The sequence below is a fragment of the Burkholderia sp. BCC0044 genome (assembly GCF_902832955.1).
Taxonomy (GTDB): Bacteria; Pseudomonadota; Gammaproteobacteria; order Burkholderiales; family Burkholderiaceae; genus Burkholderia.
The window spans coordinates 1,804,452-1,818,050 of sequence record NZ_CADFDO010000002.1; the positions used below are offsets into that span (position 1 = coordinate 1,804,452).

The 13,599-nt window shown below is 61.6% G+C and carries 16 protein-coding genes; 4 read left to right on the plus strand and 12 right to left on the minus strand.

The features are described 5' to 3' along the window. Positions 1 to 77 precede the first annotated feature (77 nt). Both HWX14_RS16545 and HWX14_RS16550 read left to right on the plus strand, forming a co-directional pair. A complete protein-coding gene (locus HWX14_RS16545) occupies positions 78 to 1,220 on the plus strand; it encodes a toprim domain-containing protein (RefSeq protein WP_151062632.1) in 1,143 nt (380 codons plus the stop codon). A 94-nt stretch (positions 1,221 to 1,314) separates the two neighbouring features. Further along, positions 1,315 to 1,542: a hypothetical protein gene (locus HWX14_RS16550; protein WP_211195073.1), complete on the plus strand. Its 228-nt coding sequence runs from the start codon at positions 1,315 to 1,317 to the stop codon at positions 1,540 to 1,542. 46 nt (positions 1,543 to 1,588) lie between these two features. Here HWX14_RS16550 and HWX14_RS16555 read toward each other — a convergent pair whose 3' ends face one another. The 4 genes from HWX14_RS16555 to HWX14_RS16570 form a co-directional block, all read right to left on the minus strand. Further along, positions 1,589 to 1,843, minus strand: coding sequence for a hypothetical protein (locus HWX14_RS16555; protein WP_062911821.1), 255 nt, complete (start codon positions 1,841 to 1,843; stop codon positions 1,589 to 1,591). Then, entirely contained in the window at positions 1,840 to 1,989 is a 150-nt protein-coding gene (locus HWX14_RS16560) for a hypothetical protein (protein WP_170297405.1), read from the minus strand. The genes HWX14_RS16555 and HWX14_RS16560 overlap by 4 nt, the downstream gene beginning before the upstream one ends. 118 nt (positions 1,990 to 2,107) lie before the next feature. Next, the gene (locus HWX14_RS16565; RefSeq protein ID WP_062911822.1) at positions 2,108 to 2,446 is read right to left on the minus strand and encodes a hypothetical protein; all 339 of its coding nucleotides are present in this window, start codon (positions 2,444 to 2,446) and stop codon (positions 2,108 to 2,110) included. Positions 2,447 to 2,455: 9 nt separating this feature from the next. Continuing rightward, a complete protein-coding gene (locus tag HWX14_RS16570) occupies positions 2,456 to 3,460 on the minus strand; it encodes a PRTRC system protein D (protein ID WP_062911823.1) in 1,005 nt (334 codons plus the stop codon). 1,467 nt (positions 3,461 to 4,927) lie between these two features. Between HWX14_RS16570 and HWX14_RS16575 the strand changes: the two genes are divergently transcribed. Beyond that, positions 4,928 to 6,070, plus strand: a complete 1,143-nt coding sequence (locus tag HWX14_RS16575; protein WP_151062631.1) for an integrase domain-containing protein — start codon at positions 4,928 to 4,930, stop codon at positions 6,068 to 6,070. Between the two features lie 88 nt (positions 6,071 to 6,158). On the opposite strand, the gene HWX14_RS16580 is transcribed toward HWX14_RS16575, so the two are convergent. Next, positions 6,159 to 6,530: a hypothetical protein gene (locus tag HWX14_RS16580; protein ID WP_151062630.1), complete on the minus strand. Its 372-nt coding sequence runs from the start codon at positions 6,528 to 6,530 to the stop codon at positions 6,159 to 6,161. Between the two features lie 924 nt (positions 6,531 to 7,454). Here HWX14_RS16580 and ltrA point away from each other — a divergent pair. Then, the gene (ltrA, locus tag HWX14_RS16585) at positions 7,455 to 8,744 is read left to right on the plus strand and encodes a group II intron reverse transcriptase/maturase (RefSeq protein ID WP_170297404.1); all 1,290 of its coding nucleotides are present in this window, start codon (positions 7,455 to 7,457) and stop codon (positions 8,742 to 8,744) included. Between the two features lie 78 nt (positions 8,745 to 8,822). Here ltrA and HWX14_RS16590 read toward each other — a convergent pair whose 3' ends face one another. The 7 genes from HWX14_RS16590 to HWX14_RS16620 all read right to left on the minus strand — a co-directional run bounded on the left by HWX14_RS16590 (position 8,823) and on the right by HWX14_RS16620 (position 13,166). Next, positions 8,823 to 9,404: a cold shock domain-containing protein gene (locus HWX14_RS16590; RefSeq protein WP_151062628.1), complete on the minus strand. Its 582-nt coding sequence runs from the start codon at positions 9,402 to 9,404 to the stop codon at positions 8,823 to 8,825. Positions 9,405 to 9,485: 81 nt separating this feature from the next. Next, positions 9,486 to 10,157, minus strand: a complete 672-nt coding sequence (locus HWX14_RS16595) for a Lar family restriction alleviation protein (RefSeq protein WP_151062627.1) — start codon at positions 10,155 to 10,157, stop codon at positions 9,486 to 9,488. Positions 10,158 to 10,267: 110 nt separating this feature from the next. Then, positions 10,268 to 10,687, minus strand: a complete 420-nt coding sequence (locus HWX14_RS16600) for a hypothetical protein (protein ID WP_151062626.1) — start codon at positions 10,685 to 10,687, stop codon at positions 10,268 to 10,270. Between the two features lie 53 nt (positions 10,688 to 10,740). Then, positions 10,741 to 11,970: a DUF1173 family protein gene (locus HWX14_RS16605; RefSeq protein ID WP_151062625.1), complete on the minus strand. Its 1,230-nt coding sequence runs from the start codon at positions 11,968 to 11,970 to the stop codon at positions 10,741 to 10,743. After that, a complete protein-coding gene (locus tag HWX14_RS16610) occupies positions 11,967 to 12,302 on the minus strand; it encodes a hypothetical protein (protein WP_151062624.1) in 336 nt (111 codons plus the stop codon). The genes HWX14_RS16605 and HWX14_RS16610 overlap by 4 nt, the downstream gene beginning before the upstream one ends. 66 nt (positions 12,303 to 12,368) lie before the next feature. Continuing rightward, on the minus strand, positions 12,369 to 12,689 hold the full coding sequence (locus tag HWX14_RS16615; RefSeq protein WP_062911832.1) for a hypothetical protein: 321 nt from the start codon (positions 12,687 to 12,689) through the stop codon (positions 12,369 to 12,371). Positions 12,690 to 12,713: 24 nt separating this feature from the next. Beyond that, entirely contained in the window at positions 12,714 to 13,166 is a 453-nt protein-coding gene (locus HWX14_RS16620; RefSeq protein ID WP_151062623.1) for a hypothetical protein, read from the minus strand. Positions 13,167 to 13,599 lie beyond the last annotated feature (433 nt).

Below are 13,599 nucleotides of genomic sequence, written 5' to 3' on the forward strand. Positions count from 1 at the left end.
GTTGATTCAACAGTGCCTGCTATCCGATGGGTGGCGGATGCACGCGTTTTCGCCGTTGTGCGAACGGAGGACGAATCATGGGAGAGCTGAAGAAGCTGGATCTCGCGGCCATCGACTGGACCAATGTTTTTCCGCATTACATCGACAGCCGATTTTTGAGTGGAAAAGGGCGGTGGTGGACCTGTCCGCTTTGCGATGGCGAGGAGACCTTCCGGATCTTCCCGCCTGAACGAGACCCCAACGGGGGTTGGCATTGCGCCCGCTGCCTGAAGGGTGGAATGGGGGCGACGCTGATCCATGAGGTGACGGGCAAGCCGTATCGCGAGATCTTCTACGAGCTCGAGACCGACAATTACAACGGCGGGATTCCCCCCGCGATGGTGCGCAAGGCGAAGCCTGTCCCGGTCCGGCCCGAAAAAACCGACGAGCAGAAGTGTCGCGACATGCAGGCTGCGTGGGACGGTGCCGCTCCGGTGACGGTCGACTCGCCCGCGTGGACCTACCTTTCGACGCGGATTCCCGGGCTACGGCTCGAGTGGATCGGGCGCGACGTGCGCTGTCACCCTGGGATGGAGTACGTCGACGCCTTTGGCAAAAAGCAGGGGAAGTTTCCCGTGATGCTTCAGCGAGCACGGTCGCAGGCCGGCAAGCCGCGGCGTGTCCATCGCACCTACCTCACGGCCGACGGGGAGAAGGTTCCCTTTCTCACCAAGAATGGGAAATCGCGAGCGAAGTTGGAGATGAGTGCGCCGGCCGGCAGTTTTGGGTCATCGGTGCGGCTTAACACGACGAGGTCTCGCACCCTGGCGCTGGTGGAGGGCGCCGAGACTGGCTTTGCGGTCGTCGCACGGTACGAGAATCGCATCGAAGTCCGCTGCCTGCTGAATTGTGGTGGCCTCGAGCGCGCCGACATCAACTGGGACGATTACGACCACGTGATCATCTACGCCGATCGCGACAAGGTTGACCAACGGCGCGGCGTCAGGCCGGGCGAACATCATGCGCAGCTTCTTGCAGATCGCATTCGTGCGCTTGGCAAGCGCGTCTCGATCGTTAAGTCAGTGGTCGAGGGCGTGGATTTCTGCGACGTATGGAAACTGCAGCACCAGCGGCGGGCCCAAAAGCGTGATCTCGTGCGGGCCAGGCAACTGGCACGCGAAGAATCGCGGAGGCGGAACCTGTCGCGTACCGGCAGTAGCGGAATGTGTGCAGCGATGTGATTTCGACGCCGGCATTCGTCGGCACATTTTTATCTTACCCGGTGGGGATACGTCCCCTCCGGGCCGTATTGCGCCGGGCCACATCACGAGGTGAATGATGGGCGCGTTTCGACTGGTGCTGGATGAGTTTGAAGTGATCGAGGTGACGGCCAGGGTGGCGTCAGAGGGGGCGGCGGACGTTTCCGAAGGTCCGCGCTTCGATGTGATCGACCGGCAGCTCGAAGGCGACGATCGCTATATCCTGCGGGATGAAGCGTTTCAGCCGGCGGTCGATTTTTGCATGGCGTGGCTTGAAGAAAAAGAGAAGAGCCGGACGCACTAAACCTGACGACAAGCGACTTCCCTCGGGAAGTCGCTTTTTTTTTTGCTTAGTCGCCCACGATAACCAGGACGAGAAGGAGGACGACCTTGAAGACTCGCCACGCCCCGGCAGCCCAAAGGGTGCCGATCGCGCCAACAAGAAGAAACAGACTGGCGATGTCGCCCGCGCCATGGTTGTGCATGAAAGCGCCGGCCGTGAAGACCAGCGAGTACACCAAGACCAGAACGAGGCGGCGCAAAACGAAAGGCAATGCCCTGTAGCCGCTGGCGATGGTGGAAGGGAGACCGCCGATGATGCTCATTCGTCACCTTGGCGTTGCGCCGATCTGAGCGCGCCCGCGCAGTAGTAGCCCGCGATCATGAACGCTGCAGCGCACGCGAGAAATAGCGGCGACGTGAGCTTGTCCACGATTTCACCCGTCCGAATCCACCCGATCAGTTCCAGCATTTTCTTCTCCTTTTCTATCGATGCAAGACGCGTCACACGTTTTGAACACCTACCTCGTACTGCAATTCTCTCAGGTCTATGCAAAAAGCAAGCCACGAAAAAACGAGCCGATGGGTTGTCACGCCCATGCCCCCAGCTGATCGTGAAGCGAGTCGTCGAAGCCCGCGCCGTCAAGGCTCCCATCGCCAACACTGAGTACCTGAAACGCGTCGTCGTCGTGGGCGCCGGTCGCGCGCGCTTGCGTGGCCAGGGGTGATGCGGGCGTGACGGGAGGCGCGGCCACTGCAGGCGTTACGATGCGCGCCTGCCCGGTCAATTCCTGACGAAGCGCTGATTCGGCCAATGCTTTGAGGACGGCGGCCCGGCGACGGGCCGACGGACACGTGCGCAACCGCTCGAACAGGAGCGGCGACACGAGCTCGTTGATCGTGATGGTCATCTCGATCTTGTCGCTCATGTCCGCTCCTTATCGGCGTTCGCGAGCGACGCTGGATTCCCCGACCAGCAGGAACCCCCGAACGTTCGCGAGGCACGGTGCGTCAATCACCTCGATGACGACTCGCGGGAACGCTTGACGAATGACGGACGCATAGAGTGCCGCGCCTCCACCGGACAGGATGATCGATCGAACGTTCGCCAGACGGCCGACGTTGTTTTGCATTTCCTTCACGACGCCCGAAATCAACGGCTGCGCTTTCTCGAGATAGGGCGCGAGATCGATGTCGTTCCCGTAGAAGAAGAACGGCGTCTGCTCGCGCAGCGCTTTGTCGATCCGCTCGATGTCCTCGACCGCGTCGCCCTGGTCGCGTGCAATTAACTGGGCGATGCGCTGATAGATCTGCGATGCGCCGCCCGGCATGCCACCGCTGCGCTTGTCATCCATCGCGAAGCCGCTCGCGTATACCCAGTCGGTCGTGAAGTAGCCGACGTCGACGACGAGATGTTCAACGTCCCGGCCAAACCCGCCTTTCCGGTTGCTGGAGGCAAGGACGAGCGAGCCGAGCGGCTGCGGGATCACCATGACCTTGTCGATCTTCACGCGTCCAGCGCCGAAATCCAGCGTGCCGGTGAACCGCTCCATCAACGCGCCCGCGTACTTCTTCAGGTTGTGAACCGGCAGGCCGAGCACCAGGCGTTCGATATGGGTCACGCCGGAAAAGTGGATCGCCCCGAGGAGCAACGCAGCGTAGTTGTTCGTGAGAATGTAGTCGTCCGCCAGCGCGCGGCCGGTGTTGCCGTACGCGGCAGTCAGGGAAACGTCCGGGCCGACCTCGTACTCGACTTGGTCGATCACGATCGTGGCTACTTTGCGGGCCGTCAATACGCTGTCGCCGTATCCGGCGATCGAGCGACTCGCCGCAAGCGGCGCGAGCGACGGAAACATTCCGGAGGCCACGGCGTTGTTCGCGGCACGGTGCGCGTATTTCGTATTGCCGTAACCGACGTCGATAGCGAAGACTGCAGTTTTCAAGGGCGACTCCTTTGGTGTCTGTTTCAGGGAAGGCGAGTGCAACGTCGAACCCCGAGTCGAACTTCGGCACCGTCGCTTCACGAAAGTCCTGGATAAAGTCGGACATTGAGAATGGGCCGTTACCGAAGTCGGACATAGAGTGGGAGATTGCAACGGCGAGCCCTTGAATCTCCCGGATAAAGTCCGAGATTGCGTGATTCAGTCTATCGAGCGGTACGCAAAGTCAAGTTTTGGAAAGCGGCGCACTTCCCGACAGCTTTCGCGCTGCTAAGCGTGACGAAAAGGCCTATTCTGGGCATCACCTACCGCGTCATCGACGCATCGAACCGGAGCGCCTGGCGCTCACACGTCCCTTCTGGCCCCGTTCAGGGCCTCCAACGCAGTGAAATGTCCGGGCCGCACATTGACGCGGCCTTTTTCTGAAGCAAATCAAGTACACAGTGGTCCACCTTGAGGACCCCTGGACAGTGCGATATCCATACGATCGGCGGCGGTTTGCCGCAATGGGACGCAATGAGGACATGTGGACACCGGACACCGGACAGTCCACGCGACCTCATTTGCGTCTACTCACGCCCTTTCAGCGAACGAGCTGGGTGCGTTCAGGAAGCCCGACACACCGCGGCCGACATGAACGTGCTTGGGGGCGGGGGAAGTCTTGCGAACCGGAAAAACCGGTGTCGCGATTCCCTGATTGGAAGAACGAACGGTAGGCGCAGCCGTAACCCAAATGCGCAACAGGAATTGCCCGGCACATAGCCCGGCGCCGGCGACCGCCAGGTTCGTCGACGCCGAGACGCGTGAGCGTCAGGCTGGCAGGGTAGCCACGAAGCTGGACTGGGCGGAGCGAATCCGCGCAGCGCGTCCGACAAGCGGGCGCGAAATGGTCGGCGACCGTTTGCGCGAAGCGCGGACTGCGTCGGTCATTGCAGCGGGATGGACAGTCGGATTGCATGCTCTTCCCATGCAGCGGGCTGATCGGATGGAATCGCTAAAGGACAGGAAGCAGCAAGACCGCGCCGGCGGATTCCGGCGGAGCCATTCGCGCGAGCGAGGGCGAAAGAAGTAGCCGTTGGCGCGTCAGGTAGGGGCGCGCAACGGACGGAAAAGGTGAACGCCTATGGGTCGCCCCGAGCAATCCAGACCGGCTTGTGTCGGCTGACGTGGGGAGCGTTTGCGCGAAGCGATGGCCGCCGGCGGATCACGGACTGATCGCGTCTGCGGAACCGACCGTGGACCGACTGGGCAGCGCAGAGCGGTTCTTGACCGAGCGGCCGCGCATCGTACGATGGGTTCGCGAATGGCGTCGGTACCGATCCTTGGGATCGTGGCCGGCGATTTCGCGGAGCGCGATTGGCGGACGGGCGCATGCGGATGCATGCGGCGCTCCGGATGATCGATTGACGATAGGAAGAGGCGGGCGGGTTGCGCCTGGTGGGAGCGGTATCGACCGCAAGGAGTAATTGGATGGCTGCGATCCTCAACGTTCGGTCTGTTGTGGGACGCTATCGACTGTCGCCCGAGTTTCGCGACGCGTTGCTGGTGCTGTTCGATCAGCATGTCGCCGAGATTCATAGCGCGACGCGGATCAGCAAACGGGCGCTGTCGATCAAGACGCAGGAATATCGGGCGACGGCGATCTGCAAGGCATTCGTCGAACTGCGCGAGGGTGGGTTCGCGCTGCAGACGCCATGGTCGCTGAAGACCAAGCACGTCGAGTACCTCGTTGACCGATGGGTCAAGGATAAGCAGTCGGGCGGCACGATCGAGAACAAGCTCACGTATCTGCGAGCACTCGCCCAATGGCTGGGCAAGGCGAATCTGGTCGGGACGCTCGGCGACTACGTCGATCGCCGTGAAATGGGCCTTGAGCGCAGCTACGTGGCGACGGAAGACAAGTCATGGGCAGTGAACGGAGTGGACGCGGTCGCGAAGATCGAAGAGATCGCGCAAACGTGTCCGTACACCGCGGTGCAACTCAAAATGCAGGCGGCGTTTGGGTTGCGTGTCGAAGAAAGCTTCATGCTGCGCCCGGCAGAAGCGGTGCGCGATCCGCACATGCTCGCAGTGACGCGCGGAACGAAGGGCGGGCGGCCGCGGGAGGTGCCGATCGAGAAGAAGGTCGCGATCCTGGAGGAAGCGGCGCGCTTGAGCAACGGTGTTACGGGATCCACGATTCCGGCCGGACGAACGCTGAAGCAGTGGCGAGACTGGTACTACTACGTGCTCGCGAAGCATGGCGTAACCAAAAGCGGCATCGGCGTGACGAGCCACGGGCTGCGTCACGAATATCTGCAGACGCTCTATGAACAGGTGGCCGAGGTGCCGGCGCCGATCAAGGGTTCGCCGGCACGTCCTGATCCTGCCGCGCATGAGGACGCGAAGCGCCGGGTCGTCGAGGCCGCCGGCCACAGCCGTCCGTCGAAGGCGAACGCGTACCTGTCGACGTTCGCCCGGCAGACGGAGCTGAAGAAACCGTTGCCGAGCGTTGCCGAAGCGAAGGCCGCGCTCGAGGCGGCCGCCGGCAACAAGAGCCACGCTGCGGCGGCGCTGGGGATTTCGAGGCAGGCGCTGTATAGACTGCTTGCGTCGCCGTCGCCACGTAAGTGACGGTCGCAGCGGGTTCTTGTCGGGTTGACGCGGAGGCTGTTGCCGGCGTCGATAGGACGACGCCGCAACATGCAATATCCGTTGCGGATCAGGACGGGTCGAAGGGGAGCGTCAGGACGTCGTAGCTCTCCCGGCGGGAGAGCGGCGCGGCCGGATGCGTTTGTTCCCAGGTGCGGTCCAACTCCGTCCAACGGTCCCATTCGTGTTCAGGCGCGTCTATCCCAGGAGGAAGGGGGCGCGCTTCTTCGTGGTCGCGGCACATTTGGGCGAATGCTTCGGCGGATTCTCTGGTGGCGAACGCGCGTACCGGGTCGCTGCCTTCGCACATCGTGGACGCGTGAACGACGAAAATCTCCTTGTCCGGCACGGGGCCGTTCGCCGACGGCTGTTGCCGGAGTCTCTCTGCAGAGTTGAGGTCGGTCGGGACATCAACCGGGTGTTTCCTATCGACAGCACTCATTCACTTTCTCCCGTTACTGCATCGTCGAACAGGTCGCCAATCGCTCTTCGTGCCCGGCGCGTGGCTGCGACTCTGGCACATCGATGCTCGGCGCCATGGGCAAGGCGGCAGCGCTGACAGAGCACCTTGAGATTGTCGTCGCTGGTGTGCTCGGGCGCATAGGCGATGCGTGCGGAGTCTTCAAAGCAACTGACGTCCGAGCGCCAAACGCGCCGGATCGCAAATGCAGGTCGCGAAGCGGGGGTGCGCCCGCTTGTCGAGGCTAGCGTTAGCCGGAGCATCGGAGAATGAGGCGAGAAATAGTCGGTGTAACGCCTGCTGGAGGAAAGACGGGCTCGGTAAGATAGCCTTGTCTCTCAGGTTCTGGCACAGGCCCTCGGAAATCGCTAGAACCTTCGTTAAGCCGGCGCAAGCCGGCTTTTTTTTAGTGCGCCGAGCATGCGCAACAGCTTGGGGGTGTAAGTCCCCTGTCCAGCCTGATGGGGCGAAGGATTAGTGAAACGCAAGGGCGTCGTCGCGAGGCGGGGTCTGAAGGAAGCGTGTAGCAAAGCCATGACCTGACGAACAGAAACCAGATATGAGGCCTACCCGGCCGGACGAGCGAGCTAATGATCGCGAAGTCCCCAACCATCAAGGGCTGGGGTGGTAAATCTGGCAGGTGTGTGGTGAAGGCGGTTGTGCTTACCTCGGGAGGCCTGCCCGGCGTCCTGGAATCAGGACTGAACGGACCGCAAGGGGCGTTGATCGCCGTGCAGGAGTCAGCAGCGGGCATATTAGGGCGGCGACGCCTGAAGGCCCAAACGGAAAGGAGTGGCAAGTAAGCCGGTGAACTCGACATGGGAGCGCAGCAGAAAACGCATCGCGTCCTCGGGGGGCGGAGATAGGGGTGAAGCCCCGAAGGACGACGCTCGAGGGGCTGAACCTATGGCGGCGAACTTCGAGTCTGAAAGCCCGTCGGCTTGCGACCGACTGATGGAAGAAGTCTGCGAAAGGGAGAACCTGAAGCAGGCGTTGAAGCGTGTGAAAGCGAACAAGGGTGCACCGGGCGTGGACGGCATGACGGTTCAGGAATTACCGGCGCACTTGCGTGAGTATTGGCCGTCGATACGGACCACACTGCTGAACGGCACGTACAGACCGCAACCTGTAAGACGCGTCGAGATACCCAAGCCGGATGGGGGCGTGCGCAAGCTCGGCATCCCGTGCGCGCTTGATCGATTCGTTCAACAGGCGGTGTTGCAGGTGCTGCAAAGGCAATGGGACCCGACGTTCTCGGATGCCAGTTACGGCTTCCGTCCGGGGCGCTCGGCGCATCAGGCTGTGGAGCGCGCGCAAAGCCACATTCAAGCGGGCCTGCGCTGGGTTGTGGATTTGGACCTCGAGAAATTCTTCGATCGCGTGAGCCACGACATCCTGATGTCCCGGGTAGCAAAGCGAGTCAGCGACAAGCGAATGCTCAGGCTGATCCGCGCGTTCCTGACGGCGGGCGTGCTGGAAAACGGGCTGGTTGGCGCGACGGACGAAGGTACGCCCCAGGGCGGTCCGCTGTCACCGCTGCTATCCAACCTGATGCTCGACGATCTTGATCGGGAGCTTGAGCGACGCGGACTGCAGTTCGTGCGGTACGCGGACGACTGTAACGTCTACGTGCGGAGTGAACGCGCGGGTCAGCGGGTGATGTTAGGTCTGAAGGCCTTCCTCACCAGCAAACTGAAGCTGAAGGTCAATGAAGCGAAGAGCGCCGTTGCACAGCCGCACACGCGCAAGTTCCTTGGGTTTACGTTCACTGTGCATGCCCAAGCTAGAAGGCGCATTGCGCCCAAGGCTCTGGAACGCTTCAGGGAACGCATCCGGGAACTAACCCAACGCACGCGAGGGACCAGCGTCGACCAGATGATTGGCGAGCTGAAACGATATCTGACCGGGTGGCGGGGCTACTACGGCTTCTGCGAAACGCCCTACGTACTCCACAAACTCGATGAATGGATCCGCCGCCGCCTTCGCTGCTTCTTCTGGAAGCAATGGAGGCGTGGTCGAACCCGATTCGGGGAATTGGTCGCGCGGGGCGTGAACCGCAACCTCGCTGCCCAGACGGCAGGTTCGCCACACGGTGTATGGCGCCTTAGCTGCAGCCCAGCGTTGAACAAGGCGCTGTCGAATCGTTACTTCCTCTCGCTGGGTCTGCCGTCGGTCGGGCCAGTGCCGATCAACTGATCCGAACCGCCGTGTACGGACCCGTACGCACGGTGGTGTGGGAGGGGTCGAGTCGCGAGGCTTGCCCCTATCCCGATTTCAATGCGAGCGCCGCCGAACTCTGCGAACGACTGCGTCGAGTATTGGCTTGATGTGATGCGCGAGCTTCGGGTGCGCATGGAGGAATCGCGCGAGCGGTGGCGATACCTGGTAGTACATTCGGATCGCCCATCGGCCCGGCTTCGTGGTCCGGAGGACATTGTCTCGGAATCCCCTGAGAGCAAGGACTTCCGGTGCGTTGTAGTCGCCATAGACCGCGGACGCGATGAAGCACATGCCGAACCGTTTGAACGTCGCTGCGCAGTACGGACACACGGAGCGCTCAGGCCGCCCGCGATGCGTGATGATCCGGGGGACCATTTTCTTCTTGCATGCAATGCATTCGACGCGATCATCGCGATGTTGCGAGGCGGACGCTCGCGATTGCCTTTCGACGATTCGCACTTTGGCCGCGCGCGGACCTCGATTGTTCGTAGTGGCGTCGAATTCGACGATGTCACCGTCGCGTGGCGCCTCGGCTCCGATGACGTCGCTGACGTGAAAGAAATAGTCAGTGGCTGCTTCCCCGTGGATAAAGCCGTGGCCCTTATCCTTCGAGAACCACTTTATTGTTCCTCGCATGGTTCTGATTTTGTAGTTGGTCGAGTACGTAATGATATCCGTCCGGCGCCTGATAGCCCGACATGTCGCGGCCTTCGCCTGCTACCAACGGTCACGGTCCGGCATGGCGTCGACCGCGATCGCGATCCGGTCTTCAAACAGAAAATCTCGATGCTCGTTCGGCGAATGGATTTTCGGGAACTGAACGTAGTCCCGGCCGTCGACCTCGATCCACTTCGCCAGCTGGACGAGCTTTCGATATCGTGCCGCGTCTTCGAGCACGGGTGCGATCGGCCACGTGTCTACGGTGACGACGGTAGCATCGACCAGGCGCTGCGCCAGCATCTTGAAGATCGGACCGATCTCGTCCCAGTCCCCTTCTACGCGGGACAACATGTCGAGCACCAACTGCGTATCGCAGGCGCCGAGCTCTCTCTCGATCAGGTTTCGTAGGTCCTCAGCCGTTGCCTTCGGGCGGCTCAAGCGTCGGTTCCATGTTTCGGCGCATCGGTCTTTCGCGGCCGCTTCGTCATCGCCGATCGCTTCCCACGGCGTCGACATGCCGCAACCAGTGCAGTAGATGCAGACCAGGGGCTCGGTCCGAGGCGCCTCGGGTGGGCGAGCTTGTACGTCACCGATGCGTGGTGGGCCGCCGAAGCGGCCGAACTGGCTAAAGTCGAATAGGCGGTTGTCATCGCCATCAACGAGTCGCTGCGATCGGCCGACGGTCGGCCGGCCGCCGCAGTGCTCACATGGATAGAGCTGTTCGATCATTTGTCGGAAGGTTGTAAGTTTCTCGTCGCCGGCATTATTGCTGTTTTTGCAGCGCGGCAATACCGAGAAAAGCGCGAATATTCCTTCCGGTTATTTCTCACCAGTCTGAGTTAATCGCGTGAAGCTCGCAGTTCCGCAATGCGAATAAGGGACAGGAGCGAGTCGGTCGACGTGTTGGATGTGTGGCTTGATTCGGAGGATGCGACGACGATTTGCCCGGAATCGGTAGGAAATACTCGTCGCGCGGATTGCGGATCGTCAACGAACCAGAAATGCCATGCCCGCGCGTAATGCCACCAGGTGCCGGCGCGTTCCAGTTCGTCCCACGACGCGCGGAACTCGAGGATGGCGCCGAAGTTCGTGAAGGCTGCGCATCGCAGTCCGCGAGCGTCTGTCACCGCGACGGCGAGCTGCCGCCCACCGGAGAAAGAGTCGGGGTGGCGGCATGCCATGGAGAGGGCGGGAAACTGCGGCCCCCACTGATCGGTGCGGGAGACCGCGCGATGGAGGAAAAGCGACTTGCCGTGCATAGGAGGCGTCCAGGCTAAGAGGATGCATTCATCTTGCCGGCCGCACGACGATGTCAAGGTCCAGCCCTTCGCCGCGCAATGGGAGGGAACCGGACATCGGCCAGCTGAAATCGGTCGATATCCCACTCCACTGCCTGGATGCCGCGCGCGGTGCGAAGGCGTTGCTTTTCCCGCTTGCGAGCCTCGTACTCGGTCAGGCCATTCATCCCATAGACCTCGATGTGGGTTGGTTCCGCGGTGTCCGTTAGGACGAAGTCCGGCAGCATGTCGGTGCCCTCGTTTAGCCGGATCGGCTTGTCGAAGGCGCGGCCTTCGGCAACGAGCCGATTTGCCATAGCGACTTCGTGGATCGAATCGCACGTGATGTACGTGGACGAGCAAAGCATTGCGGCGAGATCGACCACGATGTGATGGCCCTTGGACGTGCGCTCGATCAGGAGAATCGTGACGACTCGCGCGGCACGGTCGCCGAGCGCGCGTAGCGCGTGGCCGTATCGCTTCTCCGCGAGGGCGATCAAACCGGAGCTGCAGTAGTACGGCTTCTTGCTCTGGCGCAAAGTGATCGACCGGCCGTAGGGCGTCGTGCCGATTTCTGAGATCTCGCCGACGACCAGGCCGCGATGGTTCGTTCCATCTCGCTGGCCGACGCGGCCAAGGAAGGCATCGAATTCGGCGTTGATCGCAACGCGATCAGCCTCCTGGAAACGACGCATGACGTGCAGCACCTGCTCGGCGGGCTCGCCGTTGATCACGGCGTCACCGAGCTCGGAGAGGACGCGCGCATTGCAGACACCCCAGTTCCGCGTCCCCTCTGCGCGAGACCAGCGATTGAGGCCGGCGACGTTCCAGAGCGCCTGCAGGAAGCCTAGAAGAGGGGCCGCGCGGCGTGAGGTTGTCGGACCGCTAGCTTGCCGGGCGGACTTGGAGGCGGTGCGGACCGTGCGCTGAGTGAGGGCAACGTCGAGCTTTGCGCGCAAGCCCGCGGCGGTCGCGACGATGCCCGGCAGGGTTTTGCCGGCCTCGTTTTCGCCTTCGTTCGGTGCCTTGTGAAACGAACACGATTGGGCGTCGTGCATCGGCCCTTCATCCGGCCACCCAGCGAGGTGCAGCAGACTGCCGTATCGGCGGATCTGGAGGCGGAGAGGGCGCGCAGCACCCAGGCAAAGGCACTGCGCGTAACCCGGATTGATCTTCGCGCGCTCGAGCTGGCGTACAAAAGCAGCCGGGTGCTCTTGGACATCATTAAGCGGCACGGTAAGGCCGGAGAAGAAGACGTTGTTCATCGGGTTTCCTCATTGGTGCCGGGTGCCGTAACTCCGACCCTGGCCCCGCCCTTGTATTCGCGTCCGGTTGCCTTTTCGGTGAGGAACCACTCCCCGCTCGATAGGAGCGTCACGTGGCAAAACGGATAGCGCTGCTCCATAGCGACTTTTTCGTCTTCGTCGCGTCGTATTCTCCCGCCTTCGCGCCGGCGTAACAGGCGAGAGTACGTCCAGCAGATCGCGAGGAAGACCGCGACTGCACAGCCGCTGATCACCTTGTTGTCGACACTGAGCCTTGCGAAGATCGCCGCAAGGGTGAGGATCATCAGTGGAATCGGAATGAACAGGTTCATGGCAGGTGGATTGAGCGGTCGGATCTATCACCGGCAGTGCTGGTGTTCCAGGACGTGAATCTGCGGCTAGATCCATTCATTGATTGGTGGGTGTTCGAGCGGTGGCGGCACGTATTCGGTGCCGGTGTCTTTGTCGATCAAGAGCCACTGCCCCTTGGAAAGCCGTTTTACGTGGCAATGCGGATGGCGTAGCTGCATGATGCGAACAGCGCGGCTGCGCTCGTATCGACGGATTGCCGCAATTACGACGCGGACTGTGTTGACGACTGCGATGAGCAGGGCCGCAACAGTCCCAATGGCGATGTATGGCCACGCGCCGGTACTGGCGAGCTGAGCGACCAGGTCGACGGCGATGGGGCTGGGTACCGCTAGAGTCTGGAGTAACACTTTCGATAACGCCAGCGGCCGGATTTAGCTCTCTTGCCGCCGGCGCCCGCGGTGAGCATTGAGGAATGGCCCGAAGACGATTGCGAGTCCTGCCGCAAGTGCCACGACGACCGCATACGCCCACGAGAGGCGCTCGCCTACCTCCCTCGCCAGTGCTTCGATCGGTCGCTGCTCGAGACCTTTCGACTTGCAGATCGGAGAAGCCGGAAGCGCATAGTCAGGAACTTTGTCCTTGCAAACCTGGATCCAAAGCGAGCCATGCTGCGCGGGCGGATTGGCCGCTGTCTGCGCGGCGAACTGCAAAACCTCACGCGGAATCGTCTGGAAGGAGAAGTTGCTGTAAAGAGCGAGCACGCCACCTACGATTACGCTCGGAAGCACGAAGAAAACGTAGAAGGCCCATTTGCCCACGAACAAGGCTTGGCTGAAGAGATATTGCGCGTAGCTGAGAGAGACGCGTTTGGATAGATCGATCATTGTGTGGTTGCCCGGTTGGAGTGACAAGGGCGACGGATGTGCCCACCTCAACCATGCAGCCGGTGGGCGCAGGAGGTGACCGGGAAAGGCCACCATTTTTCAGGAGCTTTCTTCCAAAGCCCCCTCAACCGGTTGCGTCCGCCCGTGATGCCTAAAAATTGAGCATCTGGTCGACGGTCCCAGCACTAAAGGGTCTGCGCCCGTTCTCCACAAGGTTGTCCAACGCTTTTGGGGAAAACTTGGTCCCGTCAACAGAGATGAAAGCAGCACGCAAACAGTCGTGATTTCCACCTTGTGGCCCGAAATGATGCGGCTACGATCGTCGTGTACTCCGCGTCTTCGACGCATCGACAACCAGCCACCTCGCGTGGCACCAAATCTTCCTACACAACCCGATCGGGGCATTCCCGGTCCGGGCGGTGCTCCGTCTTCT

What these genes read in the sequence shown, in the direction of transcription:
- HWX14_RS16550 (WP_211195073.1), top strand. Translation starts at nt 1,315, where the DNA reads ATGATGGGCGCGTTTCGACTGGTGCTGGATGAGTTTGAAGTGATCGAG.
- HWX14_RS16600 (WP_151062626.1), bottom strand. Translation starts at nt 10,687, where the DNA reads ATGCACGGCAAGTCGCTTTTCCTCCATCGCGCGGTCTCCCGCACCGAT.
- HWX14_RS16545 (WP_151062632.1), top strand. Translation starts at nt 78, where the DNA reads ATGGGAGAGCTGAAGAAGCTGGATCTCGCGGCCATCGACTGGACCAAT.
- ltrA (WP_170297404.1), top strand. Translation starts at nt 7,455, where the DNA reads ATGGCGGCGAACTTCGAGTCTGAAAGCCCGTCGGCTTGCGACCGACTG.
- HWX14_RS16620 (WP_151062623.1), bottom strand. Translation starts at nt 13,166, where the DNA reads ATGATCGATCTATCCAAACGCGTCTCTCTCAGCTACGCGCAATATCTC.
- HWX14_RS16565 (WP_062911822.1), bottom strand. Translation starts at nt 2,446, where the DNA reads ATGAGCGACAAGATCGAGATGACCATCACGATCAACGAGCTCGTGTCG.
- HWX14_RS16595 (WP_151062627.1), bottom strand. Translation starts at nt 10,157, where the DNA reads ATGATCGAACAGCTCTATCCATGTGAGCACTGCGGCGGCCGGCCGACC.
- HWX14_RS16610 (WP_151062624.1), bottom strand. Translation starts at nt 12,302, where the DNA reads ATGAACCTGTTCATTCCGATTCCACTGATGATCCTCACCCTTGCGGCG.
- HWX14_RS16590 (WP_151062628.1), bottom strand. Translation starts at nt 9,404, where the DNA reads ATGCGAGGAACAATAAAGTGGTTCTCGAAGGATAAGGGCCACGGCTTT.
- HWX14_RS16575 (WP_151062631.1), top strand. Translation starts at nt 4,928, where the DNA reads ATGGCTGCGATCCTCAACGTTCGGTCTGTTGTGGGACGCTATCGACTG.
- HWX14_RS16605 (WP_151062625.1), bottom strand. Translation starts at nt 11,970, where the DNA reads ATGAACAACGTCTTCTTCTCCGGCCTTACCGTGCCGCTTAATGATGTC.
- HWX14_RS16555 (WP_062911821.1), bottom strand. Translation starts at nt 1,843, where the DNA reads ATGAGCATCATCGGCGGTCTCCCTTCCACCATCGCCAGCGGCTACAGG.
- HWX14_RS16580 (WP_151062630.1), bottom strand. Translation starts at nt 6,530, where the DNA reads ATGAGTGCTGTCGATAGGAAACACCCGGTTGATGTCCCGACCGACCTC.
- HWX14_RS16560 (WP_170297405.1), bottom strand. Translation starts at nt 1,989, where the DNA reads ATGCTGGAACTGATCGGGTGGATTCGGACGGGTGAAATCGTGGACAAG.